Below are 24,882 nucleotides of genomic sequence, written 5' to 3' on the forward strand. Positions count from 1 at the left end.
CATTTTCTAACCCCGCCACGTGGAGTGTGGGGGTGAAAATCTCCAATTGATTGCTGTAACAACCACCATACGGAGAAATCAAAATTTTTCGACCGCTAGCGGAGATTTTTCTCGAGTTTGTTCACCAAAGCCAAGCTTCATGCAGCTCAGAACGGTTGGTAACAGTTCTATAACATTGGAAAATCTGCACCATAAGCACCCGAACTGCGAAAACCGGATGCCGATTCTCTCGCCCGCAGCGCCCTAGACGCACCCCTTCACGATCTCCAAATCGTCCACTGTTCACCACACCCCCAAAATGCGGTGACAGCTACCCCACAGGATTCTCTAAAGAGGGGGTACTTTTTCTCCGAGTATCCACAGGCGGTATACAGGCCCGTACACCCGAACGGGCCTACACACATATTGGTCTAGTGCGCTTTCGCCACAGTGGTCAGCAGAAAACTAAGAAGACTAAGTCTTAGCGGAATAGGTACGGGCGTCGATTTTCCAAGCCAGCCGGTTCCACGTGAATGAACGCACTGCAGCCTGGGTAAAGCTCGTCGAGGGCAACCTCCACTGCGTCTGCAACCTCGTGAGAGTGCATGACACTCCACTCCCCTGGCACCTCCATGGTCAGGTACACCAACCGCTGGCGGCCAGAGGCCACGGTGCGACGATCCGTGAAGTTTACCGAGTGTTCCTGCTCCAGCCGAGCTAGGAGCTGCCTAATGTTCTGACGCTCGTCGTCGGGAAGCGCCTCAGAAAGCAGGCTGCTCACCGAATCGCGCAGGAGGCTATAGCCCGTCCATAAGATATTGATGCCCACTGCAAGCGCCACTACAGGATCCAGCCACCACCAGCCAGTAAGGAATACGGCGGCGATGCCGACAAGGACGCCGACGGAAGTCCAGACGTCGGTAAGCAAATGGTGCCCATCCGCCTCCAAGGTGGCGGAACGGTAGCGCTTACCTGCATGTATGAGCGCGATGCCCACCGCGCCGTTGAGCACGGACGAAAGGGTTGACAACGCCAAGCCCCAGCCCGGCTCTTCAATCGGCTGCGGAACAAAGAAGCGTTGGATCGCCGTGTACACGATCATGCCGGCCGCAATAAAAATCATTGCGCCCTCTACCAAGGCGGAGACATACTCGGCTTTGCCGTGGCCAAACTGGTGGTTATCGTCGGCCGGCTTAGAGGCAATCCGGAGGGCATAAAAGCCGGCGACGGCCGCGACGAGATTCACGAGGGATTCGAAGGCATCAGAGAGGAAGCCCACCGAGCCGGTAAACCACGCGGCCAAGGCCTTGAGGATGATGGTAGCCACAGCGGCGGCGATGGATAGCTGCATGAAGCGCTCAAGAATGCGCTGCTCTGAGCCTATGGAGGACATAGTCACTTCTCCCTTCGGTTCGGTTGCGGACCGAAGGTCTCGTTCACGGCCGCGGGCACTGCGGGCGCTGGCTGGCCGGGCTAAACGCCAGTATGTCGACCAGTCATCTCGGAATTAACCGAGGGAACTACTCCCCTTCTGGAAATCCTAACTTTATAGGGCATGTGACACCGGCGCAAGATCGAAAAAAGCCACGGGAAACTCCCGTGGCTTAAATTCGTGAAGCTTTAGTGCTGGCCCTCTGCAAACTCTTCTACCAGCTTGGCGTTAAAGGCTGGCAGGTCATCTGGAGTGCGGGACGAGACCAAGCCCTGGTCGCAGTGGACTTCCTCATCTACCCAGGTGGCACCTGCATTGCGCAGGTCGGTCTGCAGGGACGGGAAGGACGTCAGGGTGCGGCCCTTGAGGGCTTCAGCATCAGCCAGGATCCAAGCACCGTGGCAGATGGCGCCGAGCGGCAGATCCTTGCTCATGTGGTTGCGCACGATTTCCACCGCAGCCTTATCCAAGCGGATGAGGTCAGCATTATCGGTACCGCCAGGCAGAATGATGCCATCGAAAGACTCGCTAGTGGAGTCAGCGGTAGCGGCGTCAACGGAAATCTCCGTGCCCTTCTTGCCGGTAATGGTGCCGGCCTCTGGGGCGAGGACACGCACGATAGCGCCTGCGTTCTTCACGGCCTCCAACGGGGAGGTCAGCTCAGAGTCTTCGAAGCCATCGGTAGCGATGATGGCAATGGTCTTGTTATCTAGTTCAGCCATGTTGCAACCTCCTTTGTTCGGGTGCGCCGCCCACAGTAACGCGGAAGTTTCGTCTTCGCTACCTTCTCTTGCGCGCGAGTGGGTTGCGCCTTCCCCCTCTAACAAAGGGCCACTTCAGAGCGGTGTGGAATTAGCCGCCGATCTTAAAATCGCATACATCGCCGTCCTGCATGATGTAGTCCTTGCCCTCTTGGCGGACCTTGCCATGCGCACGAGCCTCAGCCATGGAGCCGGCGTCTACCAGGTCATCGAAGGAAACGATCTCGGCCTTAATGAACTTCTTCTCAAAGTCGGTGTGGATGACTCCAGCTGCCTGCGGTGCGGCAGAGCCCTGTTTAATGGTCCACGCACGGGCCTCCTTCTCACCGGCGGTGAGGTAGGTCTGCAGACCCAAGGTGGCAAAACCTGCCTTAGCCAGGGTAGCTAAGCCCGGCTCATCTTGGCCTACGGCCTCGAGCAGTTCGCGGGCTTCGTCTTCTTCTAGCTCGAGCAGCTCGGTTTCGGTCTGCGCATCGAGGAATACAGCCTCGGCTGGGGCGACGAGCTGGCGGAGTTCTTCCTTCTTAGCGTCGTCGGTAAGCACTGCTTCATCCGAATTGAAGACATAGAGGAAGGGCTTAGCCGTCATCAGGTGCAGATCGCGCACGAGTGCGAGGTCAATCTCGCCCTCCTTCGCCGCGGCGAAGAGGGTGCGATCATCTTCCAGAATCTCCTGGGCCTTCTTGGTTGCCTCCACCTCGGCGGCCAAATCCTTGTTCTTGCGCGCATCCTTTTCCAGGCGCGGCAGGGCCTTTTCGATGGTCTGGAGGTCCGCGAGAATGAGCTCGGTATTAATAACGGAGATATCGTTGCGCGGGTCCACCTTGCCATCAACGTGAATAACATTGTCATCAGAGAAGGCGCGCACCACCTGGCAAATAGCGTCTGCCTCGCGGATATTGGCTAGGAACGCGTTGCCCATACCTTCACCCTGCGAAGCGCCGGAGACGATGCCGGCGATGTCCACGAAGGACACGGTGGCAGGAAGGATGCGCTCAGAGTTAAACATCTCCGCCAGTTGGGTCAAGCGGGAATCCGGCAGCTCCACCAGGCCCACATTGGGCTCGATGGTGGCAAACGGGTAGTTCGCCGCCAGGATCTCGGAACGGGTCAGGGCATTAAACAAAGTGGACTTGCCCACATTGGGCAGGCCGACGATTCCTAGTGTAAGACTCACGGGGCCAATCCTAACGCACCCGCCTTCTTTTAAGGCAAGATGGTGGGGTGAATTCTGATAACCAACCGCTGCCCGATGACCCCCAAGCGGGCTTGGGCGATAAGTTTGATGAAAGCTTTGACACCAGCAAGCTGGAGGATGTATCCCCACATCCACCAGGCGATCAGGTTGACCGCTCGGTCATCGCCGGCGAGGTGATTAAGTCCGCATCCCTATGGGCCGTTCGGCTGCTCATCATCTGCGTTTTCCTCTACGCCCTCTACCGTTTGCTAGGTAACTTCTGGCAGGGGCTTTTGCCGGTGCTTTTGGCCCTTATTATCTGCACCGTTCTGGCGCCGGTGGCGAAGAAACTGCGCGATATTGGCCTTCCCGCCGCGTTGGCGGCCGCCGTCACCATTTTGGTTTCTTTCACGGCTGTTGGCGGCCTCATTGCGTTTGTTGCCCCAGATTTCATGCGGCAATCCCGTTCACTGTATTTGCAGACGGTCTCCGGCATCCAAAGCCTGCAACTCTGGGCCCAGGGCCCACCGCTTAACCTCGATAGCGATGACATGAGTAGCTACATTGACGAGGCGGCGTCCTGGCTGCAGCAACGTGCCGGCGCCATCGCAGGCTCGGTCTTTACCGGCATCGGCACGGCCACATCAATCCTGGTCACCCTCTTTATTGTGCTGGTGCTGACCTTCTTCTTCCTGAAGGACGGCACTAAGTTCCTTCCCTGGCTGCGCGATGCCACGGGCAAGCGCGCCGGCTGGCACCTTACTGAGCTACTTACCCGCGCGTGGGCGACACTGGGCGGCTTCATTCGCGCGCAGGCAGTTGTCTCGCTTGTCGACGCCGTCTTTATCGGCGTCGGCCTCGCCCTTATCGGCGTTCCGCTGGCCATGGCTTTGGCGATCATCACCTTTATCGCGGGCTTCATCCCCTTCGTCGGCGCGATCGTGGCCGGCGCCCTCTCCGTCACCATCGCGTTGGTCTCCCTTGGCGTAACCAAGGCTCTGCTCGTCCTCGGCCTGGTGTTGCTGGTCCAGCAGTTGGAAGGCAATGTTCTCTCGCCTTGGCTGCAGTCCAAGGCTATGGACCTGCACCCGGTTATCGTCCTAGTTTCCGTAACGGTAGGCTCAGCTCTCTTTGGCCTGATAGGTGGCTTCCTCGCGGTTCCGACGGCCGCTATGTTTGCGGTGGCCTACCGCTACGGCCAAGACATGATGAAGCTGCAGTCGGGTGAAAAGTCCGCCGCGGATCTGGACTTTTCTACCGTTGCTGGTTATCTCATCGGCCGTTACACCGAAGACCAAGGGCGTTATAAGCGCGAAGCATGGCTCAACATGCCGGACTATGCAGCCCCAGAAGGCGCGTTTGCCGACGTCTCTGCAGACGGCGATTCCTATTCCCTCGACGCCGCCCTCAACGTGGAGTCCACTCCCAAAGAACATGAAAAGCCCGGCATGCGCGCAAACCTGCGCCGCGCCCGCGACGCCTTCGAAGGCCTTTTGAACGGAGATTCGAAAAAATAGTGGGCCGTGTCGGCAACGCGTGCCATGCTGGAAGCCATGACTTCCACTTTGCCCGTGCTGCTACTTTTTATCGGCCTCATCCTCGGCGCGGTAATGGGCTGGTTAGCCCATTCTTACTCCGCTACGCGCTCCGCGCCGAGCGCCGAGCACCGCGCGCTGCAAGACTCGCAGCGCCGCCAAGCCGAACTCCAACCGCTAGAAAAGGCCATGGACCGCTTGGGATTTCAGCTCCAAGAAATTGAGGAAGACCGCACCGCGCTGCTCGCCTCCCTCTCCAGCCAGGTGCAGGCGGTGACCCGCACCTCCTCCCGCCTGACCGAACGCACCGACAAACTAGTGACCGCTTTGCGCTCACCCAATGTGCGTGGCCGTTGGGGCGAGGTGCAACTGGAGCGCGTGGTTGAGCTCGGCGGTATGACCAAACATGTGGACTTTGATTGCCAGGTCTCCGCCCCATTGGGCGGGCGCATCGTACGCCCTGACATGCTCATCCATTTGGCCGGTGGCCGCCACATCATCGTCGATGCCAAGGTTCCTTTTACCTCTTACCTTGACGCCCTGGAAACCGATGACCCGGAAGAGCACGCCGGCTTCCTCCGCCGCCACGCGCATTTAATGCGCGGCCACGTCCAAGCACTATCGCAGAAGGACTATATCGAGGCGTTTCAACCAACGCCCGAGTTCGTTATCCTCTTCGTTCCCGCAGACCCCTTCCTTGATGCCGCATTATCGGTGGACCCGGAACTTTTTGAGTACGCCTTTGAACGCAATGTAGTGATCGCCACCCCCAGCTCGCTTTTTGCGCTCTTGCGCACGGTGGCCATGGGGTGGCACCAGGAAGATATTTCCGCCAAGGCAAAGGAGGTCCAGCGCTTGGGGCGCGAACTGTATACGCGTCTGAATACGCTTTCTGATCACTACGGAAAGGTGGGCCATAACCTGGAAAAGGCAGTCGAAGCTTATAACGCCACGCTTTCCTCGCTCGATTCCCGCGTGGGCGTCACCGCCCGCAAATTGCATGAGATGGATATCCCGGGCCGCACGGATCGCACCCCGCGGGAGCCCTTGCCTATTGATACGTGGCCTCGCGGAAATTCGGCACTATAAATCCGCCGCTTTCGTGCGTGGAAATAGCCATGGGCCGGCGGCAACCGGTAGGATCTTCCGACGTGTCACAAGCCAAGCAAAGAAAGTCCTCCGCCGCCCAAAGCTCCGGCCTCCCCAGCATCTCGCTGGGCAAGGGTCTTGGGCTGCTCGCGGCACTCTTGCTCACCGGCGCGTTTATTTCCATTCTGATGGGTTCCATCGGGTGGGCTTACCTCGCGTTCCTTGTCATCGGCTCACTGCTGGTGGCGCTCATCGTAGAAGAGCGGGGCCTTTTCCTCACCGTGGCTTTTATCCCCATTGTGTATGCCATAACGGTGGTCGTGGCCGGTTTCTTTATCACCAAGGCCAACTTGCCAGAGGGCGCATCGGCGTTTTCCAAGACGGCGATCGTCACCGCCGCTTTCCCCCTTGTCCAGAAGTTCCTGTGGCTCCTTATTGCCTTGGTGGGCGCGGCAATCATCGCCTGGCTGCGCTGGGCGCGCTTCCGCAAGACGGCCAAGCGCACCGCCGAAATGGAAACCGCTTCCCGCCGTGCCAACGCCGAACAAGACCGACGCAACCGCGAGGAACGCCTATCGGTTGCAGATTTGATGGCTCGCGATAAACCGGCAAAGAACTCCAAGCGGTCTCAAGCCGCTCCGCAGCGCGCCCGCGCCTCGCACACGCTGAAGAAGTCACGCCCCGCGCCCAAGGATCGCCTACGCGGTCGCGACCGTGAAGAGCGCCGCCGAATGCAACAAGAGGAACGCGACAATCCACTGCGCCCTGATCCAGCCCGGCGCGCTGGCGATTCCGTTCCGGCGTCTCAGCAGGAGAAGGAACAGCCCAAGCAAGGTTGGGACGATAACCTCTACGACGAGGATTAAAGCAAAAAGAAAGGCCCGTTTGCGGGCCTTTCTTCCGTTTTGACTGCCGTATGGGCAAACGCTACTTAGGTGCGTGCTGGGCGCAGGTCGCGCGGTAGGGCGAAGGTAATCGTCTCGGTAGAGGTCGTTACCTGTTCTACGTCGCTATAACCGCGCTCGTCCAGGAACTCCAGCACTTCGCGTACCAGCAACTCAGGTACCGAAGCACCGCAGGTTACGCCGACCGTCTGGACGCCTTCCAACCAAGATTCGTCGATTTCCTTGGCAAAATCCACGAGGTGGGAAGTCTTGGCGCCTGCCTCAAGCGCCACCTCAACCAAGCGCACCGAGTTAGAAGAGTTCTTAGAGCCCACCACAATCATCAGGTCGCACTGTGGGGCGATGGCCTTGACGGATTCTTGGCGGTTTTGGGTGGCGTAGCAAATATCGTCTGAAGGCGGGTTCTCCAAGTGCGGGAAGCGCTCGCGCAGCTTATTGACGATGGTGATGGTCTCATCCACCGATAGCGTGGTCTGGGACAGCCAGATAAGCTTCTCATCCTGCAGGAACTCTGGCAGCTTGGCGACGTCCCCGATGCCATCCACGAGGTGGGTGACCTCAGGTGCCTCGCCGGCAGTGCCTTCTACTTCTTCGTGGCCTTCGTGGCCAACCAGAAGGATATGGTAGCCATCGCGCTGGAAACGCTGGGCTTCCTTGTGCACCTTGGTCACCAATGGGCAGGTGGCGTCCAAAGTAAGCTGCTTGCGCTGCGTTGCTTCTGCGCGCACGGCAGGCGAAATACCGTGGGCGGAGAAGACTAGGTGGGCGCCTTCTGGTGCCTCAGAGGCCTCGTCGACGAAGATGACGCCGCGGTTTGCCAGAGATTCTACGACGTAACGGTTGTGCACGATTTGTTTGCGTACATAAATGGGCGCGCCGTACTTTTCCAGCGCCTTTTCTACGGTCTCGACCGCGCGGTCCACGCCTGCGCAGTATCCGCGCGGGGCCGCGAGGAGAACATTTTTACCATCAGTCATGGCTCCCAGAGTATCGAAACACTACGCAAAACAATAGTGGGGCCTAACGTCACCTTTCTGGCTACCCCGAGCGGGGCAATAGACCGCGCTGGCCCCTAAACTAGACGGAAGAACACGGCAGACTGAAGAAAGGGAGGCTGTGTGAATCAACCGGCAAATACTCCGGATACTCCCTGGCCCGTTGGCAAGGTCAATGACCAAGTCAAGGGCTGGATCGAGCGCCTGGGTTACCTGTGGGTAGAGGGTCAGTTGACCCAAATTAACTTCAAGCCCACCTGGAAGCTGTCCTACCTCACTCTGCGTGACGTACAGCAGGAAAAGTCCGTGCAATTGACTTGCCCATCATCGATGTTGCAGTCATTGTCAGCACCGCTGAAAGACGGCGACCGCGTCATTGTCCACGGTAAGCCCGCCTTTTACGCTGGACGCGGATCCTTTTCACTGTGGACCACCGAAATTCGTCATGTGGGCATTGGCGATCTGCTTGCTCGCATTGAAAAGCTGCGCCAACAGCTAGCTGCTGAAGGCCTTTTCGATCCCGCACGCAAGCGACCTCTCCCCTACCTGCCGCACAAAATTGGGCTGATTACCGGCCGTGGTTCTGCTGCAGAGCGGGATGTGATGGCGGTAGCCCATGACCGCTGGCCGGCGGTGCAATTCCGCGTCCTCAATACCGCGGTTCAGGGTGCGAATACCGTACCCGAGGTTATTGATGCGCTCCAGCAGCTTGATGCGGATCCTGAGGTGGACGTCATCATCATCGCCCGTGGCGGCGGCTCCGTGGAAGATCTGCTGCCCTTCTCGGAAGAAGCACTGCAGCGCGCAGTGGCGGCGGCCGGCACCCCGGTAGTCTCTGCCATTGGCCACGAGCCGGATAGCCCAGTGCTCGATAACGTCGCCGACCTGCGCGCCGCCACGCCTACCGACGCCGCAAAACGCGTCGTGCCCTCTGTGGCCGAGGAACGCGCCATCGTCGCAGAGGCTCGCTCTCGCATGGCGGCCGCGCTGCGCGGCTGGGTGGAAAGGGAACGGCGCGGCCTCGACAATATTCGTTCCCGGCCTGTCATGGCAGACCCGATGACCCCTATCCGTGCGCGCCGCGAGGAGGTGGAGCGAACCCGCGCTACCATGCGGCGAGAAATTGAAGTCATGGTGGAGCGGGAAACCCGCCACGTGGAATCGCTGCGCGCCCGCGTATCGGCGTTGGGACCGTCGGCGACTCTCGCCCGCGGATACTCCATTGTCCAGGTAGTGCCCATGGACGGTTCCGAGCCCGAGGTTGTCACCTCTTATAAGCAATCCCCGCCTGGCGCTCAACTGCGCATTCGAGTGGGCGATGGATCTATTACCGCAGTTTCTATGGCCTCCCAGGCCGCCGATTAATCACCAACCGAGGAGAAAAACATGTCCGATGACACCATTGGTACCGGCCAGCCAGGCCAGGATGCTTTTACCCCAGTAGAAGAATTGAGCTATGAGCAAGTCCGCGATGAGCTTATTGAGACCGTGAAGATTCTCGAGCTTGGGCAGATGGGCTTGGATGAGTCGCTAAAGTATTGGGAGCGCGGCGAGGCCCTTGCGCGTGCGTGCGAGGCGCACCTCGACGGCGCGGCGAAGCGTGTGGAAGACGCGCTCGATAAGGCCGAGGACGCAGACGCTGAAGGAGACGAGTAGTGCAGATCTATGGTTATCCAGGCGAGCGCGTGGATTTTGTGTCGAAATCCGCGGCCGCCGGTTCCATCATGGCGGGCGATTCCCGAGATTTCGTAGAAGAATTCTTCGGTCCTGCACACACCCGCGACGATAATGAGGTGAGCTACTTCTCCCGATCCGTGGTGCTGCGCTTTACGGACGACAAAGTACGCGAGATTGCTATTTATCCGCAGCGCTCGCAGCGTGAGCGCATCGATGTCTTTGCCGGAAAGACACGCCTCAGCGGCCTGGATGCGGAGGCTTTGGCGAAGGTTATTGCCCAGGCCGGCGACGGTCTTAGCGCTACCGCCGCGAAAGAAGGCTTGGGCGAGGTTATTTTTCGGCTATAGGTGCGGCGTCGATAAACGCAGCGGTAGCAGCCTCAAAGTCACTGTCGTCCGCAGCGCCGGAAATGATGAGGCGGGCATCGCCCAAATCCGTAACCCACAGGCGGCGCACGGAATCATCGTCGCTTTCTAGCACCCGCACTTGGTGCCCCTTGACCTCGCGGGCGGATTCAATGCCGCGGTAGTTGGAGTCGTACGCCTCGCCCGCTTTATCGGCCGCGACCTGCGTCTGCGTAGATTCCACAAACCCTTGGTCAGCGGTCACCCAGCTGACCACGGTGGCGTTCTCGCCGCCCATATCTACGCGGCGGGCAGCATTGGCCTCCCAGCCCTCTGGCATTTCGGGATTGCGAATTGCACCGACCCCTGCGCGGGCTTGGGTGTCTAGGAAGGTTTGTTCATCCACTTCCTGCACCGCGCCCTGCTGGGTTTCGGAGTTAATTGAGCACAGGCCGGTCGCTCCCACGGCGAGCAGCATCATAATCACCACGACTGCGAGGGACAGGGAGATGTCCTTCGCGCCTTCAAAAATCTTTGGTCTTTCTTCTGCAGCCACGCGCCTTAGTATCGCACGGCCTGCTTTCAAAAAGCCACACGGCCCCTTTTGCCCCGAAAGATCTGTCAATCCCCCACAAATGGGGCGCAAAATCGAACCCATTAGAGCAAAAAAGTGCGAGAATGGAAAGGTAGAGCATCAAGGGGAACACCCCTCGATGAGAAAACTATGGAAGGCAACCACTACACATGTCCGAAAATACGTCTTATCTTCCTGACCGCAACCTGGCAATGGAACTGGTTCGTGTCACCGAGGCAGCAGCGCTCGCTTCCGGCCGCTGGGTAGGCCGCGGCCAGAAGAATGAGGGCGATGGCGCGGCGGTCGACGCCATGCGCAAGCTCATCAATTCCGTAGCGATGAACGGCGTCGTTGTCATTGGTGAGGGCGAAAAGGATGAGGCCCCCATGCTCTTTAACGGCGAAGAGGTAGGCACCGGCGAGGGTGCCGCCATGGATATCGCCGTAGACCCGGTCGACGGTACCCGTTTGATGGCAGAAGGCCGTCCCAACGCTATCTCCGTCATTGCGGCTGCCGAACGCGGAACCATGTATGACCCTTCCGCAGTCTTCTACATGGAAAAAATTGCCGTTGGCCCCGAGGCAGTTGGCGCTATCGACATCAACGAGTCCGTGGAGTGGAATATCCAGTCCGTGGCAAAGGCGAAGAATATTCGCCCCTCCGATCTGACCGTGGTGGTCCTTGACCGTCCTCGTCACGAGCAGCTCATCTCTGAAATTCGCGCCGCAGGCGCCAAGGTGCGCCTCATCATGGATGGTGACGTAGCCGGCGCCATCGCCACCTGCCAGGATTCAAACTCCATCGACATGATGATGGGCATCGGCGGCACCCCAGAGGGCATCATTACCGCCTGCGCGATGCGCTGCATGGGCGGCGAGATCCAGGGCAAGCTGTGGCCGAAGGATGAAGAGGAAGCAGAAAAGGCCCGCGCCGCCGGCCATGATTTGGACCGCGTCCTCACCACTACTGATCTGGTCTCCTCTGAAAACTGCTACTTCGCCGCCACCGGCGTGACCAATGGTGACATGCTGCGCGGTGTTTCCTACCGCAATTCCGGCGCTACTACCCGCTCGTTGGTCATGCGCTCCAAGTCCGGCACCATCCGCTACATCGACTCCATCCACAAGCTGTCCAAGCTGCAGGAGTATTCCGTCGTGGACTACGACACGCCAACCAAGAAGTAGGGTTCACCCCCGAAGGCGGCCCTTCTTTTAGTTCTCCGCCATACTGGAAAGCACACACTACCCAATTAACTGAGGTGATCTTCACATGACTGAATACCGCATCGAACATGACACCATGGGCGAAGTTAAGGTTCCTGCAGATGCCCTGTGGCGTGCACAGACCCAGCGCGCAGTGGACAACTTCCCTATCTCTGGCCGCGGCCTGGAGAATGCACAGATTCGCGCCCTTGGCCTGCTCAAGGCAGCCTGCGCCCAGGTAAATAAAGATTCCGGCAAGCTGGATGCGGATAAGGCGGATGCCATCATTGCTGCCGCCACCGAAATCGCCGAGGGCAAGCATAACGACGCCTTCCCAATCGACGTATTCCAGACCGGTTCCGGTACCTCGTCCAATATGAATACCAATGAGGTTATTGCCTCCTTGGCGCATAACAATGGCGTGGAAATTCACCCAAATGACCACGTGAATATGGGCCAGTCCTCTAATGACACCTTCCCCACCGCCACGCACGTAGCTGCTACGGAAGCTGCCGTCAATGACCTCATCCCGGGCCTGAAGGTCCTCCACGAATCCTTGACCACTAAGGCCAAGGAATTCGCCGACGTGGTCAAGGCCGGCCGCACCCACCTGATGGATGCCACCCCGGTTACCCTGGGCCAGGAATTCGGCGGCTACGCCCGCCAGATCGAGCTGGGCATCGAACGCATTGAGGCCACCCTGCCGCGCTTGGGTGAGCTGGCCATCGGCGGCACCGCCACAGGTACCGGCCTGAATACCTCCGCTGACTTCGGCGCGAAGGTCACCGAGGAGCTAAAGAAGCTCACCGGCGTGAAGGAACTGAAGGAAGCAGAAAACCACTTCGAGGCACAGGCTGCCCGCGATGGCTTGGTGGAATTCTCCGGCGCCATGCGCTCGATTGCTGTATCCCTCAATAAGATTGCCAATGACTTGCGCATGATGGGTTCCGGCCCGCTGACTGGTCTGGCCGAGATTCACCTGAAGGATCTGCAGCCGGGTTCCTCCATCATGCCGGGTAAGGTCAACCCGGTTATCCCAGAGGCCGTCACCATGGTGGCGGGCCAGGTGGTTGGCAACGACGCAGCCGTAGCCTTCGGCGGTGCTCAGGGCCACTTCGAGCTCAACGTCTTCATCCCGATGATGGCGCGCAACGTACTCGAGTCCGCTCGCCTGCTGGCTAATGCTTCCCGCGTCTTCGCCGATAAGTGCATCGATCACATCGAGGCCAACGAGGAGCGCATGAAGCACTTTGCGGAGTCGTCCACTTCCATCGTGACCCCGCTCAACTCCGCCATTGGCTACGAAAACGCAGCTAAGGCAGCAAAGCACGCCCTGCACGAGAAGATCACCGTCCGCCAGGCCGTTATTGACTTGGGCTTCGTCGACGGCGAAAACCTCACCGAGGAAGAGCTGGATAAGCGCCTCAACGTGCTGAGCATGACCAACCGCGACCGCGATAACTTCTAAGTAATCGCCGCACCGCTTCCCCGCCCGGGCAGGACTCGGGCGGGGTTTTGCATGTCTGGGGTAAGGGGGGCGTCGGCAAGCGCTATGGCATAGCACACATTAGAGGAAACGCACCTCTAAAATCACCACTTTTGCACTTGGTGCAAGTTTGCACCGAGTGTAAAGTTGCCTGGCGTGCAAGAAGAATTATCACTACGCGAGCAGAAGCGCCTCGAGACTCGCCTGCGCATTGAGGATGCCGCCACGAAGCTGGTGGATGAACAATCCTTTAGCGCGGTCACGATTGAGAGGATCTGCGAAGTAGCCGGTATTTCTCGGCGCACTTTCTTCAATTATTTCGATTCCAAAGAATCCGCCGTACTGGGCGCCCCGAGCACCGAGTTTACGGAGGAGATGCGGGAATTCTTCCTCACTGAGCCAACAACCAGCATGGTAGGACTCGTCCTCCAGTTGGTCAGGCAGCATATGGAAGGCCACCACATCAACCCGACCATCCGGGACCGCCGCAAGCGCATCTCTAATGATCCTGATGCGGCCGCGGCGGCAATCAGCCGGAAGCGGGCAAAATCCATTGAGCTTATCGATCTCATTGAAGAACGCCTCACCACAGAACCGGAACTTCGCGTCCTCGATAACTGCTCCGCAAGTACCGAGGCGATGCTCATCGCCGGCCTCGTCCGCGAGGCACTGTGGCTCGCGATGGCATCCCCCGATGCAGATTGCAGCGAAGAGCTCGACGCGCGACTCGATACTTCCCTCACGCTAATAACAGATTTTATGAAAGGAATGCGATGGTAGATACGGCCGCAAAGGCCCCTTCGCAGGGTCAGTCCCGAGCCGATAACCTCGGGCTCATTTTCTCGGCTTTGATGCTCACCATGCTGATGAGCTCTTTGGGCCAAATGATCTTCTCTTCTGCTCTTCCAACCATCGTTGGTGAGCTGGGCGGCGTCGACCACATGAGCTGGGTCATCTCCGCCTTCCTTGTCACCATGACCATCGCCATGCCCATTTCCGGCAAGCTGGGTGACATGCTGGGCCGCAAGTGGCTCTACATCGGCGGTATCGCCATCTTCGTCGTAGGCTCTACCCTCGGCGGCTTTGCTAACTCCATGACGCTGCTGATCATCGCCCGCGCTGTGCAGGGCTTTGGCGCAGGTTTTATGATGATTTCCTCCCAGTCCATCATCGCCGAGGTCACCTCCTCCCGTGAGCGCGGCAAGTTCATGGGCATCATGGGCGGCGTCTTCGGCCTGTCCTCGGTTCTCGGCCCCGTCCTCGGCGGCTGGTTCACCGACGGCCCGGGCTGGCGCTGGGGCATGTGGATGAACATCCCGCTGGGTATCCTCGCCATCATCGTGTGCACCCTCGTGCTGCACCTGCGCGTGGGTGATGCCGATATGAAGCGCTTTGACTGGCTTGGTGCTACCTTCATCGCCATCACCACCGCCTCCCTTATCCTCATGACCACCTGGGGCGGCACCGAGTACGAGTGGGGCTCTTCCATGATCCTCACCTTGGGTGCCATCACCATCATCGGCGCCATCATCACCGTCTTTGTGGAGCTGCGCGCCAAGGAACCGCTCATCCCGGTTCGCCTATTCAAGAACCGCAACATGGCCCTGACCACCCTCTCCGGCGTGGTACTTGGCCTGGCAATGTTCGGTGTTCTGGGCTACATGCCAACCTACCTGCAGATGGTGCACACCCTGACCCCAACCAAGGCGGGTCTCATGATGATTCCGATGATGGTGGGCCTTATCGGTACCTCCACTGGCGTGGGCTTTATCATCGCCCGCACCGGTCACTACAAGGTCTACCCCATCATCGGCCTGGCGATTACCGCCGGCGCCCTGTTCTGGATGTCCCACCTCTCCGTGGAGACTTCTCTAACGCAGCTGGGCTGCGAATTCCTGGTCTTCGGCATCGGTCTGGGCATGGTTATCCAGGTCCTCGTGCTCATCGTCCAGAACTCCTTCCCCCTGTCCCAGGTGGGTACGGCTACCGCGGCGAATAACTTCTTCCGCCAGATCGGTTCCGCACTGGGTGCGTCCCTGGTTGGCTCCATGTTCATCCACAATATGAAGGATGAGATGGCCACCCGCATGCCTGAAGCTTTCCAGCAGATGGGACCGGAGGGTGCCGCCTACGCGGAGAAGTTTGGCGATGCCAATGGCGGTGCCAATAGCCTCACCCCGGATTTGGTTGCGTCCTTCCCCAAGCCCATCGAGGAAGCAATCCTCAACTCCTATAATGATGGCCTGACCCCGGTCATCGCCCTGATGGTTCCGCTGGTTATCGTCGCCCTCATCCTCCTCCTGCCACTGCGCGAGGAGCGTTTGAAGGAAACGATTGACTAGTGTCACTTTCACCTGCAGAAGTACAGGCCACAAGCCGAGAGCTGCACGCCTTGCGCGATGCACTCCCGCTTGCCGACGCCCCCATTGAATCCGCCCTCGGCTATGCCCCCGGCGGCCTTCACGCGGCGTTGGAAATCCAGTCCGGTCCCATCGAGGCGTGGCGCAAGCCCGCGCGCACTGTACCCCGATCCCGCGCTTTAGCCGCTTGAGCGAGGAAATGCGCTCACAAGCTCAGCGTTGGTTTGGCACCTGGGACGTTCCTGCAGTGTAGCGTTTCCCTCGTTCTAAGGCCTCAGCAAAAAGCCCCTGCCATCGTTACCACGAGTGTGGTTCGAGCAGGGGCTTGTATGCGCTGGGGAAGCTACCGCTTCTTTTCCTCCGGCTTGGGCAAAAGCAGCTCATATACGTCGGTATCGCGCCACTGGCCCGCAAGCTCGCCGTAGGTCATCTTCGCCATATGCGAGTAGGTGCCTACTTTCACGAAGCCACGCGACTTGTGCAGCCCCGCAGAACCTGCATTTTCAGGGAAAATCCATGAGTGGATGGCCCACTTGTGCAGGTCCTGGCACACCTCGATCAGGCGGTCTAGAAGTGCGCCGCCAATGCCGCGTCCTTGTGCCTCGGCTCCTAGGTAGATGGAGTCCTCCACCACTCCGTGGAAGACGGTGCGGGTAGATACCGGTGCCGCGGAAACCCACCCTAAGACCTTAGAATCATCATCTGCTTCAACGGCCACATGCACCGAAGGCATGATCTTGCCAGCCTTGAATTCTTCAAAGGTCAGGGATCGGGTCTCATAGGTAGCGTGCCCAGTATTGAGCCCCTGTTCATAGATCTCTCGCATCTGCGGGTAGTCCGCCGCGGTAAAGGGGCGGATGCGGAAATCTTTCTTCTTGTCGTCCGAAGACGTCTGCTTAGCGTTCTCGCTCATATACAACATTATTACTGGGCTAGGCCCAGCTTCGCCACGCTGTACACATAAAGATCGCCAAACGCGAACGAAATCGAACTAGTTGCCGCCTTCCAACAGGTCAGTGACGAGCTCCGCAATGGCAGAGCGCTCAGAACGCTGCAGCGTAATATGCGCAAAAAGCTCATGTCCCTTGAGCTTTTCAATCACTGCTTGGACTCCGTCGTGCCGGCCCACACGAAGGTTATCGCGCTGCGCCACATCGTGAGTAAGAACTACTCGCGAGCCCTTCCCCAACCGAGAAAGCACGGTAAGCAAGACGTTTCGCTCCAAGGACTGCGCCTCATCCACGATGACAAAAGCATCATGCAGCGAACGACCGCGAATATGCGTCAGGGGCAAGACCTCGATGAGGCCGCGCTCGTGCACTTCTTCCATGACGTTGTCAGACACCAAGCCCTCCAAGGTGTCATAGACCGCCTGCGCCCACGGGTTCATCTTGTCCGATTCAGTGCCCGGTAAGTATCCCAGCGACTGCCCGCCAACCGCATACATCGGGCGAAAGACCACAATGCGCCGGTGCTCCCCGCGCTCGAGCACCGCCTCCAAACCGGCGCAAAGCGCAAGTGCCGACTTGCCGGTGCCGGCGCGGCCACCGATAGAGACAATTCCTACGTTTGGGTCCATCAGCAAATCCAAAGCGATACGCTGCTCCGCGGAGCGTCCCTGAAGGCCAAAGGCATTGATATCACCACGTACGAGCTCGACCACGCCATCAGCGCTCATGCGACCCAGCGCGGATTGCGCACCCGCCGCCAAGGTCAAGCCGCAGTGCACCGGCAGATCCTCCACGGCGGTACCCTTGTCAGTTTCGACGCCGTCTAGCATGACTTCCCCATCACGATAGAGGGCATCGATGACATCCGAGCTGGTTTGCACCGTCGCCAGTCCGGTATAGCCGGTCAAGACTACGTCCTGGGCGTGATACTCATCCGCTTGCACGCCTACCGCACCGGCCTTTACACGCAGCGGCACGTCCTTCGTGACCAGCACGGTGTCCTTCCCTTCGTGCGCAAGGTTGAGAGCGCACGCCAAGATGCGGTGGTCGCCTTCTGGCCCGCGGAACGCGGTAGGCAGCAAGGATTGGTCTTGATGGTTCAATTCCACGCGCAGGGTGCCGCCATCCACGTTGACGGGAACCGGCTGGTCTAAGGCCTCATAGGTAGCGCGCAGCTCCTCCAAAAAGCGAAGAGCTTGGCGGGCGAACCAGCCAAGCTCCGGGTGATGACGTTTTCCTTCTAGTTCAGAAATAACTACAACGGGAAGGACCACATCGTGTTCTGCAAATTTGCGCAGGGCCCAAGGGTCAGACAGCAAGACCGAAGTATCCACTACATAGGTCTTGGTAGCGACGGTGTTAGCAGTAGCGGCAAGCGGAGTAGAAAGTACAGAGGGACGAGACATGATGGCAGGGTTCTCCCTTAGTGTGCGGTAGATCAGACTTCTTCCGAATCACCCCGAATCCCCGGGGTTGCCACCCAAAGTAGGCACCGAAGGTTGAAATTACATGGGTGCAAGATGAACATTAAGAAAACGAAAAATCCCTCCGCAGCACATGCTGCAGAGGGAGGAGCTCTAAAGGAGCTTTTTACTTCTCTACGGAAGAGGTGAACTTGCCGCTCTCGTCCTGGATCCAGGAGATTACGCCATCGTCGAACTGCTGGGTCCAGCCCTTGCCCTGAGCAGCCTTTTCCTCAGCAGCCTTAGGCAGGCCTACATCAGAGTCCAGGCCGCCCTGCTCCTTCCAGGTTTCAGCAATCTTGCCGACGATAGGCTGAGCGCCCTCATCGTCGTCGAAGGTCAGCAGGTTGCCGTTATCGAAGTTAGCGAGGAACTCATCATCGTCACCCTGCTCGATGCTCTTTACGTCGCCCCACTCAGCCTTCTTCTCTTCAATAGCGGAAGCGAAATCAGCCGGAACGTCTACGTCACCGTTAGCGGTAGCGATGGACTTGGTAGCGCCGTCCTTGTCGTCGGCGTCATCCTTGTCGTCGGCGTCGTCGGAAGCGTCCGCATCGTCGGCGTCATCCTTGTCGTCCGCGTCATCATTGGAAGTAGCCTCAGCAGCAGCGGAGCCAGCAGCGTCGGTAGCGTCTGCTGCTACGGAGCCGGCGGAATCCTTAGCATCGTTAGCTGCGTCCTCGGCATCGGAGCACGCTACGAGAGCAACGGACAGGGTTGCGGCTGCAAAACCACCTGCGATGCGACGGGTCATCTTCTGCATTACTGCATCATCCTTTCATCAAGAAAGTAAGTTAATTCTAAATTTATTGTTAAATCGCCCTTCATGACGAACGACGCCCACCGTAACGACGACTCCCAGCTGGTGCCACCCACCCGGACAGGAAGTAGACAGCAAACAGTAAAGGGCTACCTACGTTTGCGCTGCTTAGGGGCCTTCTTTTTCTTTTGTAACGAATTGTTAACGTTTCTCCGCGCCTGCTTCGCCTTCGCCTTTTCCCTGGCGCTGCGCCTCGGCTTCTCTTGGCGGGAGGAACGCGCCGTGCGGCCCTTAGCGACGCCCACGAAGTCCTGAATTGCCTCCCCATCATCGTCCTTGCGCCACACCAATGCAATCTCCGTCACCGGCACGGACTCGTCCTTAAGGCTCAACGGCACCACCTGCTTTTTGCTCAGGACCTTCAACAGGGGCCGCGGCGCAATCGCGATACCCACATTGGCCGCCACTACCTGCAGGGCGTCGCGGACGGCGGGGACATCGACGAGCCCGGAATCGGCGAGGCGGTAGTTGAGGTGTTCATCGGCGACGTCGGCAAGCGCAAGCTCCTCGCCCACCTCCGCATAGACTGAGTCTTTGGGAACGGCAATGCCAGGAGCCTCTTTATAAAGTCGCACCACATGAAAGGTTTCATCCACCCGCGCATCCGGCAAGCGCGCAAGGGCTAGGTCCACCTCGCCGGCTACCAGCGGGGCTAGCGCATCGTCCGCATCAACGGTGTACAAGCCACCATGAGCAGTATTTTCCTCGAATCGGCGGAACCACTTTCCAGGTTCTGTACCGGTGGCAAAAGCTAAGCGCAGCATAGAGGACAGTCTACTGAAAGTGCTACGGTAAAAGCGTGACTGAAGAACAAAAGCAACCATCCGGCACCGCCATGCGTGCCCAAACCGCGGCGAAGAAGCTAGGCATCTACCTGCCCGCCGCGCCGGACGAGTTCCAAAATAGTGCCATTAGCCACGAAGAGCTGCGCGAATTGCAGCATAACCCGCCCGAGTGGCTGCAAACCTTGCGCCGCGAAGGGCCTCATCCCCGCCCTGAGGTTGCCCATAAGCTAGGCATCTCGGTTACCGCGCTCAAGAAGAACGATATGGATAAGCCGCTGACCACGGCGGAAATCAATCAGCTCCTCCAAGAGCAGCCGGAATGGCTCCAGCAGGCCCGCGCCACCATGGCGCAGGCCCGTGGCCATGAGGTGAAGGACTAGACCAGCTTCCAGTCCTCGAGGCCCTCATACAGCGGGTAGTGCTCGGCAATCTTGTCCACACGAGCGCGCAGGGCCTCCACATCGGCATTCTTGCCCTGCACCAAAGCGGTACCGATAATATCTGCAACCTCGGTGAAGGTCTCGGCATCGAGACCGCGGGTTGCCAGCGCAGAAGTACCAATGCGCAGGCCAGAGGTGACCATCGGCGGACGCGGGTCATTCGGTACGGCATTGCGGTTAACAGTGATGCCTACTTCATGCAGCAGATCCTCTGCTTGCTGTCCATCCAATTCGGAATTGCGCAGGTCCGCCAAGACCAAGTGCACATCGGTGCCGCCGGTGAGCACGTCCACGCCAGCTGCCTTGGCATCTTCGGCGGTTAGGCGCTCTGCCAGAATGCGAGCCCCCTCCAAGGTGCGTTCCTGGCGCTCCTTGAATTCCTCTGTAGCGGCAATCTTCATGGCGATGGCCTTGGCTGCGACCACGTGCATCAGCGGTCCGCCCTGCTGCCCTGGGAAGACATTAGAATTGATCTTCTTGGCGTAATCCTGCTTGGCCAAAATCATGCCGGAGCGCGGGCCCCCCAGGGTCTTATGCACGGTGGTGGACACGATATCCGCGTGAGGCACTGGGCTCGGGTGCAGGCCGGCCGCCACGAGACCAGCAAAGTGGGCCATATCTACCCACAGGTAAGCGCCGACCTCATCAGCAATTTCACGGAAGGCCGCGAAATCCATGGTGCGCGGGTAGGCAGACCAGCCTCCGATAATGACCTTCGGCTTTTCCTTCAGCGCCTGCTCGCGCAGCTTATCCATGTCCACACGCATGGTCTCTGGATCCACCTCGTAGGCAGCGACATCATAAAGCTTGCCAGAGAAGTTCAACTTCATGCCGTGGGTAAGGTGGCCGCCGTGAGCCAGGGACAGGCCCAAAATCTTGTCGCCCGGCTCAGCGATGGTGGAAAGCACCGCTGCGTTCGCCTGCGCACCGGAGTGCGGCTGAACGTTGGCGAATTCCGCACCAAAGAGCTCCTTAGCGCGGCTGCGAGCTAGGTCTTCCACGACGTCGACATGCTCGCAGCCACCGTAGTAGCGGCGCCCCGGGTAGCCCTCGGCGTACTTGTTGGTAAGCACGGAGCCCTGTGCCTGGAGCACGGCGCGAGGCACAAAGTTCTCAGAGGCGATCATTTCCAGGGTTTCGCGCTGGCGGGAAATCTCTCCCTGAATTGCGCCGAATACGTCCGGATCGAGGTCGCGGAGGTCAGAGGTAAAAGAAGCCATAAAGGTGTGGTCCCCTTCTCAAAATCAAGCGGTATGGGATGCTGCATATCTTATCGTGCCATGCTCCCTAAGGGGGCATACTTTTACCCACAGATTATGCAAGTGCAACAATGGAGCCATGGCGCGCACATTGGATTCGAGTCCCTACCTAGATTTTGATCGCGAGACCTGGCGTGAACTGCGTAAATCCATGCCTCAGGTGCTCACGGAAACCGAGGTGGAAAAGCTTCGCGGCCTAGGAGATCGCATCGACTTGGATGAGGTGGCTGATGTCTACCTCCCCCTCTCCCGCCTTATCCATATGCAGGTCATGGCGCGCCAGCAGCTCACCACGGCTACCGAGTCCTTCTTAGGCAACCCTCCGACGCACGTTCCCTTTGTCATCGGTGTGGCCGGCTCCGTGGCAGTAGGAAAATCCACCACTGCCCGCCTCCTTCAGGTGCTCCTGCAACGCTGGGACTCCCACCCCAAGGTCGCGCTCGTTACTACCGACGGCTTCCTCTTCCCCACCGAAACCCTCAAGAAACGCGGCCTCATGCAACGCAAGGGATTTCCAGAATCCTACGACCGGCGCGCACTCCTTCGCTTTGTCACGGACGTAAAATCAGGAAAGCCTCTGGTCAAGGCGCCGCTTTATTCCCATATCTCTTATGACATTGTGGACGGGGAATACCAAGAAGTAAACCAGCCCGACATCCTTATTCTGGAAGGGCTCAACGTCCTGCAGACGAGCCCCACGCTGACCGTGGCGGACCTCTTTGATTTCTCGGTATATGTTGATGCCCGCACCGACGATATCGAGCAGTGGTATATCGACCGCTTCCTTACTCTGCGCCACACCGCTTTCCGCGAGCCCAACGCCCACTTCTCTGCCTTTGCAGACATGAACGATGAGGAAGCCCGCGCTCAAGCTCGCGAAATTTGGCAGTCCATTAACCTGCCGAATTTGGTGGAAAATATCCTGCCGACCCGTGTGCGAGCCTCCCTTGTGCTGAAAAAGGGCTCGCATCACCTGGTAGAACAGGTGCGGATGCGCAAGCTCTAGAGCCTATTTGCCAAAGCGGCGCGAACGTTGGGAGTAATCCCGCAAGGCACGCAGGAAGTCCACCTTGCGGAATGCTGGCCAGTAAGTATCCGTGAACCAGATCTCGGAGTACGCGGCCTGCCACAGGAGGAAGCCCGACAGGCGTTGTTCACCAGAGGTGCGGATGACCAAATCCGGGTCCGGAAGTCCCTTGGTGTATAGGTGTTCCCCAATGGAATCTGCGGTGACGCGGTCCGCCATCTCCGCTGCGGTAGTTCCTTTCTCTGCTTCCGCACGCACCAAGTTCTGCACGGCGTCCACAATTTCTTGGCGTCCGCCATAGCCTACCGCCACATTGACGATGACCCCGGTATTGTCCTTGGTTTCTGCCGCTGCCGTCACCATGCGCTGGCGGATATCATCTGGGAGTAGGTCGAGGTGGCCAACCAAGCGCACCTGACAGCCGACGTCGCTATGGGATAGGTGCGTGACAACGTCCGAGATGATGTCAAAGAGCAGCTCTACTTCCTGCTCGCTGCGCTTCAGGTTCTCTGTGGACAGCAAATAAATGGTGACCACCTCGATATCAGTATCGCGGCACCACGAGATCATCTCTCCGATCTTCTTCGCGCCTTGGCGGTGACCATGGCTGATATCGGTAAACCCAGCCTCACGCGCCCACCGACGATTGCCGTCGGCCATAATGGCTATGTGCTTAGGCTGCGGCTTTCCCTTGATCAGGCGCGCCAGACGGGCTTCATAAGCTGGGTAGGCCAGCTGCTTGAGAGAACTCACGCTCATTAGTCTATCCGCCTAGAAAATGGACTTCTTGCGGTTATCGTAAATGCCGGCTTCCTTCATCGCCTCATCCACGGCTTCCTCATCGAATGGATCGATTCCGTGATCCTCCGCAAACATCATGCGGCGGCGAAAGCGTGAGTAACGGCGATGGAAATTCCAGCCCGCAAACAACACCGCAACTCCCATAAGCGCCAGGATCAGCAGGCCAATGGGCGAAGCTTTGCCAAATTCAGGGCCCATTGGGCCACCTTCGGCGCCCTCAGTTCCTTGGGCGAGTACAAATACGTCATGTGCGGCCAGAACGAAAGAGCCATACATACTCATGTCTTAGGCCTCCTCTTTCTCTTCGATGCCGGCAAAAAGGTCATTTTCTGGCAGGGAGGTAGAAACACGGGTCTTCGCCAGCTCGAACTCCTCGGTGGGCCAAAGGCGCTGCTGTACCTCCACCGACGTCGCCAAGAAGGCACCCGCCGGATCGATCTGCGTGGCGTGCGCCCGCAAGGCCTCCTCGCGATTGCTGAAGTAATCCGCGCATTCCACCTGGGTGGTTACACGCGCCATGATATCGCCAAAAGCGGTGTCCCAACGCGCCAACATTGGCCCATAAGGACTGGTATTACCTTCTTCTAGGAGCAGATCATGGAACATCTTCATGCGCTGATAAACAAAGCCGTGCGAATAGTACAGCTTCAGCGGCTCCCACGGCTTACCCAGCTCTGGGTGGTACTCGGCATCGCCTGCCTTCTCCCACGCGATCATGGAAGCCCGGTGCACCATCAAATGGTCTGGGTGCGGATAACCACCATTTTCGTCATAGGTGACAATGACGTGTGGGCGAAATTCACGGATAACCTGGACGTATTCCTGCGCGACGGTGTCATCTCCCAGCAACGCGAAACAGCCTTCCGGCAGCAATTCCTCCATAGTCTTGCCTTCAACTGGGTCGGGCAATCCGGAATCAACGTGGCCCAGCCAGCGATGTTGTACGCCCAGTGCCCGCGCAGCGTTAGCCATTTCTTCCCGGCGGACCTCGCCCATCTTTTCCTTGATTCCCGGGCGGTCCATGGCGGGGTTAATCACATCGCCGCGCTCACCACCGGTACAGGTCAGTACCAGGACCTCATTGCCTTCTGCGGCATAGCGCGCGGTGGTTGCAGCACCCTTGGAAGATTCATCGTCTGGGTGCGCGTGGATAGCTAGTAGGCGAAAATCGCTCACTGAAAATCCATCCCCTTATTAATCTAGGTTCTTTGAACAGATGATTATCCTAGTAGATAATTGGAAAACCGTGGTCCTCGACTAGAGTGGAAGCCATGACTTCCGCCGGAAACTCTCGCTCAGCCGCCCGCTACGGCTCCCGCGGCTCCTCTGAAAAGAACTCTGGTAGCTGGACTAATAAGGCGCTGGTGCTCATCTTTGTCGCCATTTTTATCGCGCTTATTTTCTTCGGATTCCGGTATTTCCAGGAAAAGGAGCGGGTGAACGCACAGGTGTCCATCGTGACCCAGGAGGTTTTGAGCGATGATTCCACCCGCGTTTGGGTCGATGTCACCCGCAATCACACCGATGAAGATGCCTACTGCATTGTCCAAGCCTATGACTATTCCAAGTCCGAAGTAGGCCGCCGTGAATTCTCTGTTCCCGCGGGCGGAAACGAAACCCAGCGCATCGCTGTCGACGTGCCAACCAACGCTCGTGCCGTAGCTGGCGGGGCCTATGGTTGTTCCGGCAATATCCCCGAATACTTGGATATGGATAACCCTGACTACGCGGAAAGCCGCTAGCCGCGTGTGCTAGGATTTGTAGCGCCTAGAACTGGGTATATGCCCGGTTCCACTTTTACCTATAGCCCCAGGGATTAGC

Annotated in this window: 27 protein-coding genes; 14 read left to right on the top strand and 13 right to left on the bottom strand. The window is 58.6% G+C overall.

Annotation, left to right across the window (positions count from 1 at the left end; translation table 11 throughout):
* Positions 1 to 460: 460 nt before the first annotated feature.
* The 3 genes from LG376_RS11255 to ychF all read right to left on the bottom strand — a co-directional run bounded on the left by LG376_RS11255 (position 461) and on the right by ychF (position 3,349).
* The gene (locus LG376_RS11255) at positions 461 to 1,372 is read right to left on the bottom strand and encodes a cation diffusion facilitator family transporter (protein WP_225747177.1); all 912 of its coding nucleotides are present in this window, start codon (positions 1,370 to 1,372) and stop codon (positions 461 to 463) included.
* Between the two features lie 227 nt (positions 1,373 to 1,599).
* The gene (locus LG376_RS11260) at positions 1,600 to 2,133 is read right to left on the bottom strand and encodes a type 1 glutamine amidotransferase domain-containing protein (protein WP_225747178.1); all 534 of its coding nucleotides are present in this window, start codon (positions 2,131 to 2,133) and stop codon (positions 1,600 to 1,602) included.
* Between the two features lie 130 nt (positions 2,134 to 2,263).
* Positions 2,264 to 3,349, bottom strand: a complete 1,086-nt coding sequence (gene ychF / locus LG376_RS11265; protein ID WP_225747179.1) for a redox-regulated ATPase YchF — start codon at positions 3,347 to 3,349, stop codon at positions 2,264 to 2,266.
* 47 nt (positions 3,350 to 3,396) lie between these two features.
* Between ychF and LG376_RS11270 the strand changes: the two genes are divergently transcribed.
* From LG376_RS11270 to LG376_RS11280, 3 genes are all read left to right on the top strand, one after another.
* Entirely contained in the window at positions 3,397 to 4,866 is a 1,470-nt protein-coding gene (locus LG376_RS11270; RefSeq protein ID WP_225747180.1) for an AI-2E family transporter, read from the top strand.
* 36 nt (positions 4,867 to 4,902) lie between these two features.
* On the top strand, positions 4,903 to 5,973 hold the full coding sequence (locus LG376_RS11275; RefSeq protein WP_225747181.1) for a DNA recombination protein RmuC: 1,071 nt from the start codon (positions 4,903 to 4,905) through the stop codon (positions 5,971 to 5,973).
* Positions 5,974 to 6,035: 62 nt separating this feature from the next.
* Positions 6,036 to 6,839, top strand: a complete 804-nt coding sequence (locus LG376_RS11280; RefSeq protein ID WP_225747182.1) for a DUF4282 domain-containing protein — start codon at positions 6,036 to 6,038, stop codon at positions 6,837 to 6,839.
* 65 nt (positions 6,840 to 6,904) lie between these two features.
* Here the strand turns inward: LG376_RS11280 and LG376_RS11285 are convergent, their stop codons facing one another.
* Positions 6,905 to 7,855, bottom strand: coding sequence for a 4-hydroxy-3-methylbut-2-enyl diphosphate reductase (locus LG376_RS11285; RefSeq protein ID WP_225747183.1), 951 nt, complete (start codon positions 7,853 to 7,855; stop codon positions 6,905 to 6,907).
* A gap of 141 nt (positions 7,856 to 7,996) precedes the next feature.
* Here LG376_RS11285 and xseA point away from each other — a divergent pair, with 141 nt between their 5' ends.
* From xseA to LG376_RS11300, 3 genes are read left to right on the top strand one after another with little or no spacing between them, the layout of a single operon-like run.
* Positions 7,997 to 9,238 carry an exodeoxyribonuclease VII large subunit gene (gene xseA, locus LG376_RS11290; RefSeq protein WP_225747184.1) on the top strand — a complete coding sequence of 414 codons (1,242 nt, stop codon included), beginning with the start codon at positions 7,997 to 7,999 and terminating at the stop codon, positions 9,236 to 9,238.
* A 21-nt stretch (positions 9,239 to 9,259) separates the two neighbouring features.
* Entirely contained in the window at positions 9,260 to 9,529 is a 270-nt protein-coding gene (locus tag LG376_RS11295; RefSeq protein ID WP_225747185.1) for an exodeoxyribonuclease VII small subunit, read from the top strand.
* Complete coding sequence (locus LG376_RS11300; protein WP_225747186.1) at positions 9,529 to 9,897, top strand: hypothetical protein; 369 nt, start codon at positions 9,529 to 9,531, stop codon at positions 9,895 to 9,897. The genes LG376_RS11295 and LG376_RS11300 overlap by 1 nt, the downstream gene beginning before the upstream one ends.
* On the opposite strand, the gene LG376_RS11305 is transcribed toward LG376_RS11300, so the two are convergent.
* Positions 9,881 to 10,450, bottom strand: coding sequence for a DUF4245 domain-containing protein (locus LG376_RS11305; RefSeq protein WP_225747187.1), 570 nt, complete (start codon positions 10,448 to 10,450; stop codon positions 9,881 to 9,883). The genes LG376_RS11300 and LG376_RS11305 overlap by 17 nt on opposite strands.
* A 188-nt stretch (positions 10,451 to 10,638) precedes the next feature.
* Here LG376_RS11305 and glpX point away from each other — a divergent pair, with 188 nt between their 5' ends.
* The 5 genes from glpX (at position 10,639) to LG376_RS11330 (ending at position 15,707) form a co-directional block, all read left to right on the top strand.
* On the top strand, positions 10,639 to 11,652 hold the full coding sequence (glpX, locus tag LG376_RS11310; protein WP_225747188.1) for a class II fructose-bisphosphatase: 1,014 nt from the start codon (positions 10,639 to 10,641) through the stop codon (positions 11,650 to 11,652).
* An 85-nt stretch (positions 11,653 to 11,737) separates the two neighbouring features.
* Positions 11,738 to 13,138, top strand: a complete 1,401-nt coding sequence (locus LG376_RS11315) for a class II fumarate hydratase (RefSeq protein ID WP_225747189.1) — start codon at positions 11,738 to 11,740, stop codon at positions 13,136 to 13,138.
* A gap of 174 nt (positions 13,139 to 13,312) precedes the next feature.
* The gene (locus tag LG376_RS11320; protein ID WP_225747190.1) at positions 13,313 to 13,936 is read left to right on the top strand and encodes a TetR/AcrR family transcriptional regulator; all 624 of its coding nucleotides are present in this window, start codon (positions 13,313 to 13,315) and stop codon (positions 13,934 to 13,936) included.
* A complete protein-coding gene (locus tag LG376_RS11325) occupies positions 13,930 to 15,498 on the top strand; it encodes an MDR family MFS transporter (protein WP_225747191.1) in 1,569 nt (522 codons plus the stop codon). The genes LG376_RS11320 and LG376_RS11325 overlap by 7 nt, the downstream gene beginning before the upstream one ends.
* Positions 15,498 to 15,707, top strand: coding sequence for a hypothetical protein (locus LG376_RS11330; RefSeq protein ID WP_225747192.1), 210 nt, complete (start codon positions 15,498 to 15,500; stop codon positions 15,705 to 15,707). Before LG376_RS11325 ends, LG376_RS11330 begins: the two co-directional genes overlap by 1 nt.
* A gap of 152 nt (positions 15,708 to 15,859) precedes the next feature.
* On the opposite strand, the gene LG376_RS11335 is transcribed toward LG376_RS11330, so the two are convergent.
* From LG376_RS11335 to LG376_RS11350, 4 genes are all read right to left on the bottom strand, one after another.
* The gene (locus LG376_RS11335) at positions 15,860 to 16,429 is read right to left on the bottom strand and encodes a GNAT family N-acetyltransferase (RefSeq protein WP_049378460.1); all 570 of its coding nucleotides are present in this window, start codon (positions 16,427 to 16,429) and stop codon (positions 15,860 to 15,862) included.
* Between the two features lie 78 nt (positions 16,430 to 16,507).
* Complete coding sequence (locus LG376_RS11340) at positions 16,508 to 17,872, bottom strand: PhoH family protein (RefSeq protein WP_225747193.1); 1,365 nt, start codon at positions 17,870 to 17,872, stop codon at positions 16,508 to 16,510.
* Between the two features lie 184 nt (positions 17,873 to 18,056).
* Positions 18,057 to 18,692: an LGFP repeat-containing protein gene (locus LG376_RS11345; RefSeq protein ID WP_225747194.1), complete on the bottom strand. Its 636-nt coding sequence runs from the start codon at positions 18,690 to 18,692 to the stop codon at positions 18,057 to 18,059.
* 146 nt (positions 18,693 to 18,838) lie between these two features.
* Positions 18,839 to 19,513, bottom strand: a complete 675-nt coding sequence (locus LG376_RS11350) for a LysR family transcriptional regulator substrate-binding protein (protein WP_049378457.1) — start codon at positions 19,511 to 19,513, stop codon at positions 18,839 to 18,841.
* A 71-nt stretch (positions 19,514 to 19,584) separates the two neighbouring features.
* On the opposite strand from LG376_RS11350, the gene LG376_RS11355 reads away from it, so the two are divergent.
* Positions 19,585 to 19,914 carry a DUF5997 family protein gene (locus LG376_RS11355; RefSeq protein WP_023021891.1) on the top strand — a complete coding sequence of 110 codons (330 nt, stop codon included), beginning with the start codon at positions 19,585 to 19,587 and terminating at the stop codon, positions 19,912 to 19,914.
* On the opposite strand, the gene glyA is transcribed toward LG376_RS11355, so the two are convergent.
* Positions 19,911 to 21,194 (bottom strand): serine hydroxymethyltransferase, encoded by a 1,284-nt coding sequence (gene glyA / locus LG376_RS11360; RefSeq protein ID WP_225747195.1) that lies wholly within the window; start codon positions 21,192 to 21,194, stop codon positions 19,911 to 19,913. The two genes, LG376_RS11355 and glyA, sit on opposite strands and share 4 nt — an antisense overlap.
* Before the next feature lie 118 nt (positions 21,195 to 21,312).
* On the opposite strand from glyA, the gene coaA reads away from it, so the two are divergent.
* A complete protein-coding gene (gene coaA, locus LG376_RS11365; RefSeq protein ID WP_049378455.1) occupies positions 21,313 to 22,239 on the top strand; it encodes a type I pantothenate kinase in 927 nt (308 codons plus the stop codon).
* 3 nt (positions 22,240 to 22,242) lie between these two features.
* Here coaA and LG376_RS11370 read toward each other — a convergent pair whose 3' ends face one another.
* The 3 genes from LG376_RS11370 to mca are packed head-to-tail and all read right to left on the bottom strand — an operon-like array spanning position 22,243 to position 24,237.
* Entirely contained in the window at positions 22,243 to 23,019 is a 777-nt protein-coding gene (locus LG376_RS11370) for an isoprenyl transferase (RefSeq protein ID WP_049378454.1), read from the bottom strand.
* A 12-nt stretch (positions 23,020 to 23,031) separates the two neighbouring features.
* Positions 23,032 to 23,343, bottom strand: coding sequence for a hypothetical protein (locus LG376_RS11375; RefSeq protein WP_204609642.1), 312 nt, complete (start codon positions 23,341 to 23,343; stop codon positions 23,032 to 23,034).
* Positions 23,344 to 23,346: 3 nt separating this feature from the next.
* Complete coding sequence (gene mca / locus LG376_RS11380; protein WP_225747196.1) at positions 23,347 to 24,237, bottom strand: mycothiol conjugate amidase Mca; 891 nt, start codon at positions 24,235 to 24,237, stop codon at positions 23,347 to 23,349.
* Between the two features lie 95 nt (positions 24,238 to 24,332).
* Here mca and LG376_RS11385 point away from each other — a divergent pair, with 95 nt between their 5' ends.
* Entirely contained in the window at positions 24,333 to 24,803 is a 471-nt protein-coding gene (locus LG376_RS11385) for a DUF4307 domain-containing protein (protein WP_049378451.1), read from the top strand.
* Positions 24,804 to 24,882 lie beyond the last annotated feature (79 nt).

The organism is Corynebacterium sp. Marseille-P4611 (assembly GCF_916618765.1).
Taxonomy (GTDB): Bacteria; Actinomycetota; Actinomycetes; order Mycobacteriales; family Mycobacteriaceae; genus Corynebacterium; species Corynebacterium marquesiae.

What these genes read in the sequence shown, in the direction of transcription:
- LG376_RS11255 (WP_225747177.1), bottom strand. Translation starts at nt 1,372, where the DNA reads ATGTCCTCCATAGGCTCAGAGCAGCGCATTCTTGAGCGCTTCATGCAG.
- LG376_RS11260 (WP_225747178.1), bottom strand. Translation starts at nt 2,133, where the DNA reads ATGGCTGAACTAGATAACAAGACCATTGCCATCATCGCTACCGATGGC.
- LG376_RS11275 (WP_225747181.1), top strand. Translation starts at nt 4,903, where the DNA reads ATGACTTCCACTTTGCCCGTGCTGCTACTTTTTATCGGCCTCATCCTC.
- LG376_RS11285 (WP_225747183.1), bottom strand. Translation starts at nt 7,855, where the DNA reads ATGACTGATGGTAAAAATGTTCTCCTCGCGGCCCCGCGCGGATACTGC.
- LG376_RS11295 (WP_225747185.1), top strand. Translation starts at nt 9,260, where the DNA reads ATGTCCGATGACACCATTGGTACCGGCCAGCCAGGCCAGGATGCTTTT.
- glpX (WP_225747188.1), top strand. Translation starts at nt 10,639, where the DNA reads ATGTCCGAAAATACGTCTTATCTTCCTGACCGCAACCTGGCAATGGAA.
- LG376_RS11315 (WP_225747189.1), top strand. Translation starts at nt 11,738, where the DNA reads ATGACTGAATACCGCATCGAACATGACACCATGGGCGAAGTTAAGGTT.
- LG376_RS11325 (WP_225747191.1), top strand. Translation starts at nt 13,930, where the DNA reads ATGGTAGATACGGCCGCAAAGGCCCCTTCGCAGGGTCAGTCCCGAGCC.
- LG376_RS11335 (WP_049378460.1), bottom strand. Translation starts at nt 16,429, where the DNA reads ATGAGCGAGAACGCTAAGCAGACGTCTTCGGACGACAAGAAGAAAGAT.
- LG376_RS11340 (WP_225747193.1), bottom strand. Translation starts at nt 17,872, where the DNA reads ATGTCTCGTCCCTCTGTACTTTCTACTCCGCTTGCCGCTACTGCTAAC.
- LG376_RS11345 (WP_225747194.1), bottom strand. Translation starts at nt 18,692, where the DNA reads ATGCAGAAGATGACCCGTCGCATCGCAGGTGGTTTTGCAGCCGCAACC.
- LG376_RS11350 (WP_049378457.1), bottom strand. Translation starts at nt 19,513, where the DNA reads ATGCTGCGCTTAGCTTTTGCCACCGGTACAGAACCTGGAAAGTGGTTC.
- LG376_RS11355 (WP_023021891.1), top strand. Translation starts at nt 19,585, where the DNA reads ATGCGTGCCCAAACCGCGGCGAAGAAGCTAGGCATCTACCTGCCCGCC.
- glyA (WP_225747195.1), bottom strand. Translation starts at nt 21,194, where the DNA reads ATGGCTTCTTTTACCTCTGACCTCCGCGACCTCGATCCGGACGTATTC.
- coaA (WP_049378455.1), top strand. Translation starts at nt 21,313, where the DNA reads ATGGCGCGCACATTGGATTCGAGTCCCTACCTAGATTTTGATCGCGAG.
- LG376_RS11370 (WP_049378454.1), bottom strand. Translation starts at nt 23,019, where the DNA reads ATGAGCGTGAGTTCTCTCAAGCAGCTGGCCTACCCAGCTTATGAAGCC.
- LG376_RS11375 (WP_204609642.1), bottom strand. Translation starts at nt 23,343, where the DNA reads ATGAGTATGTATGGCTCTTTCGTTCTGGCCGCACATGACGTATTTGTA.
- LG376_RS11385 (WP_049378451.1), top strand. Translation starts at nt 24,333, where the DNA reads ATGACTTCCGCCGGAAACTCTCGCTCAGCCGCCCGCTACGGCTCCCGC.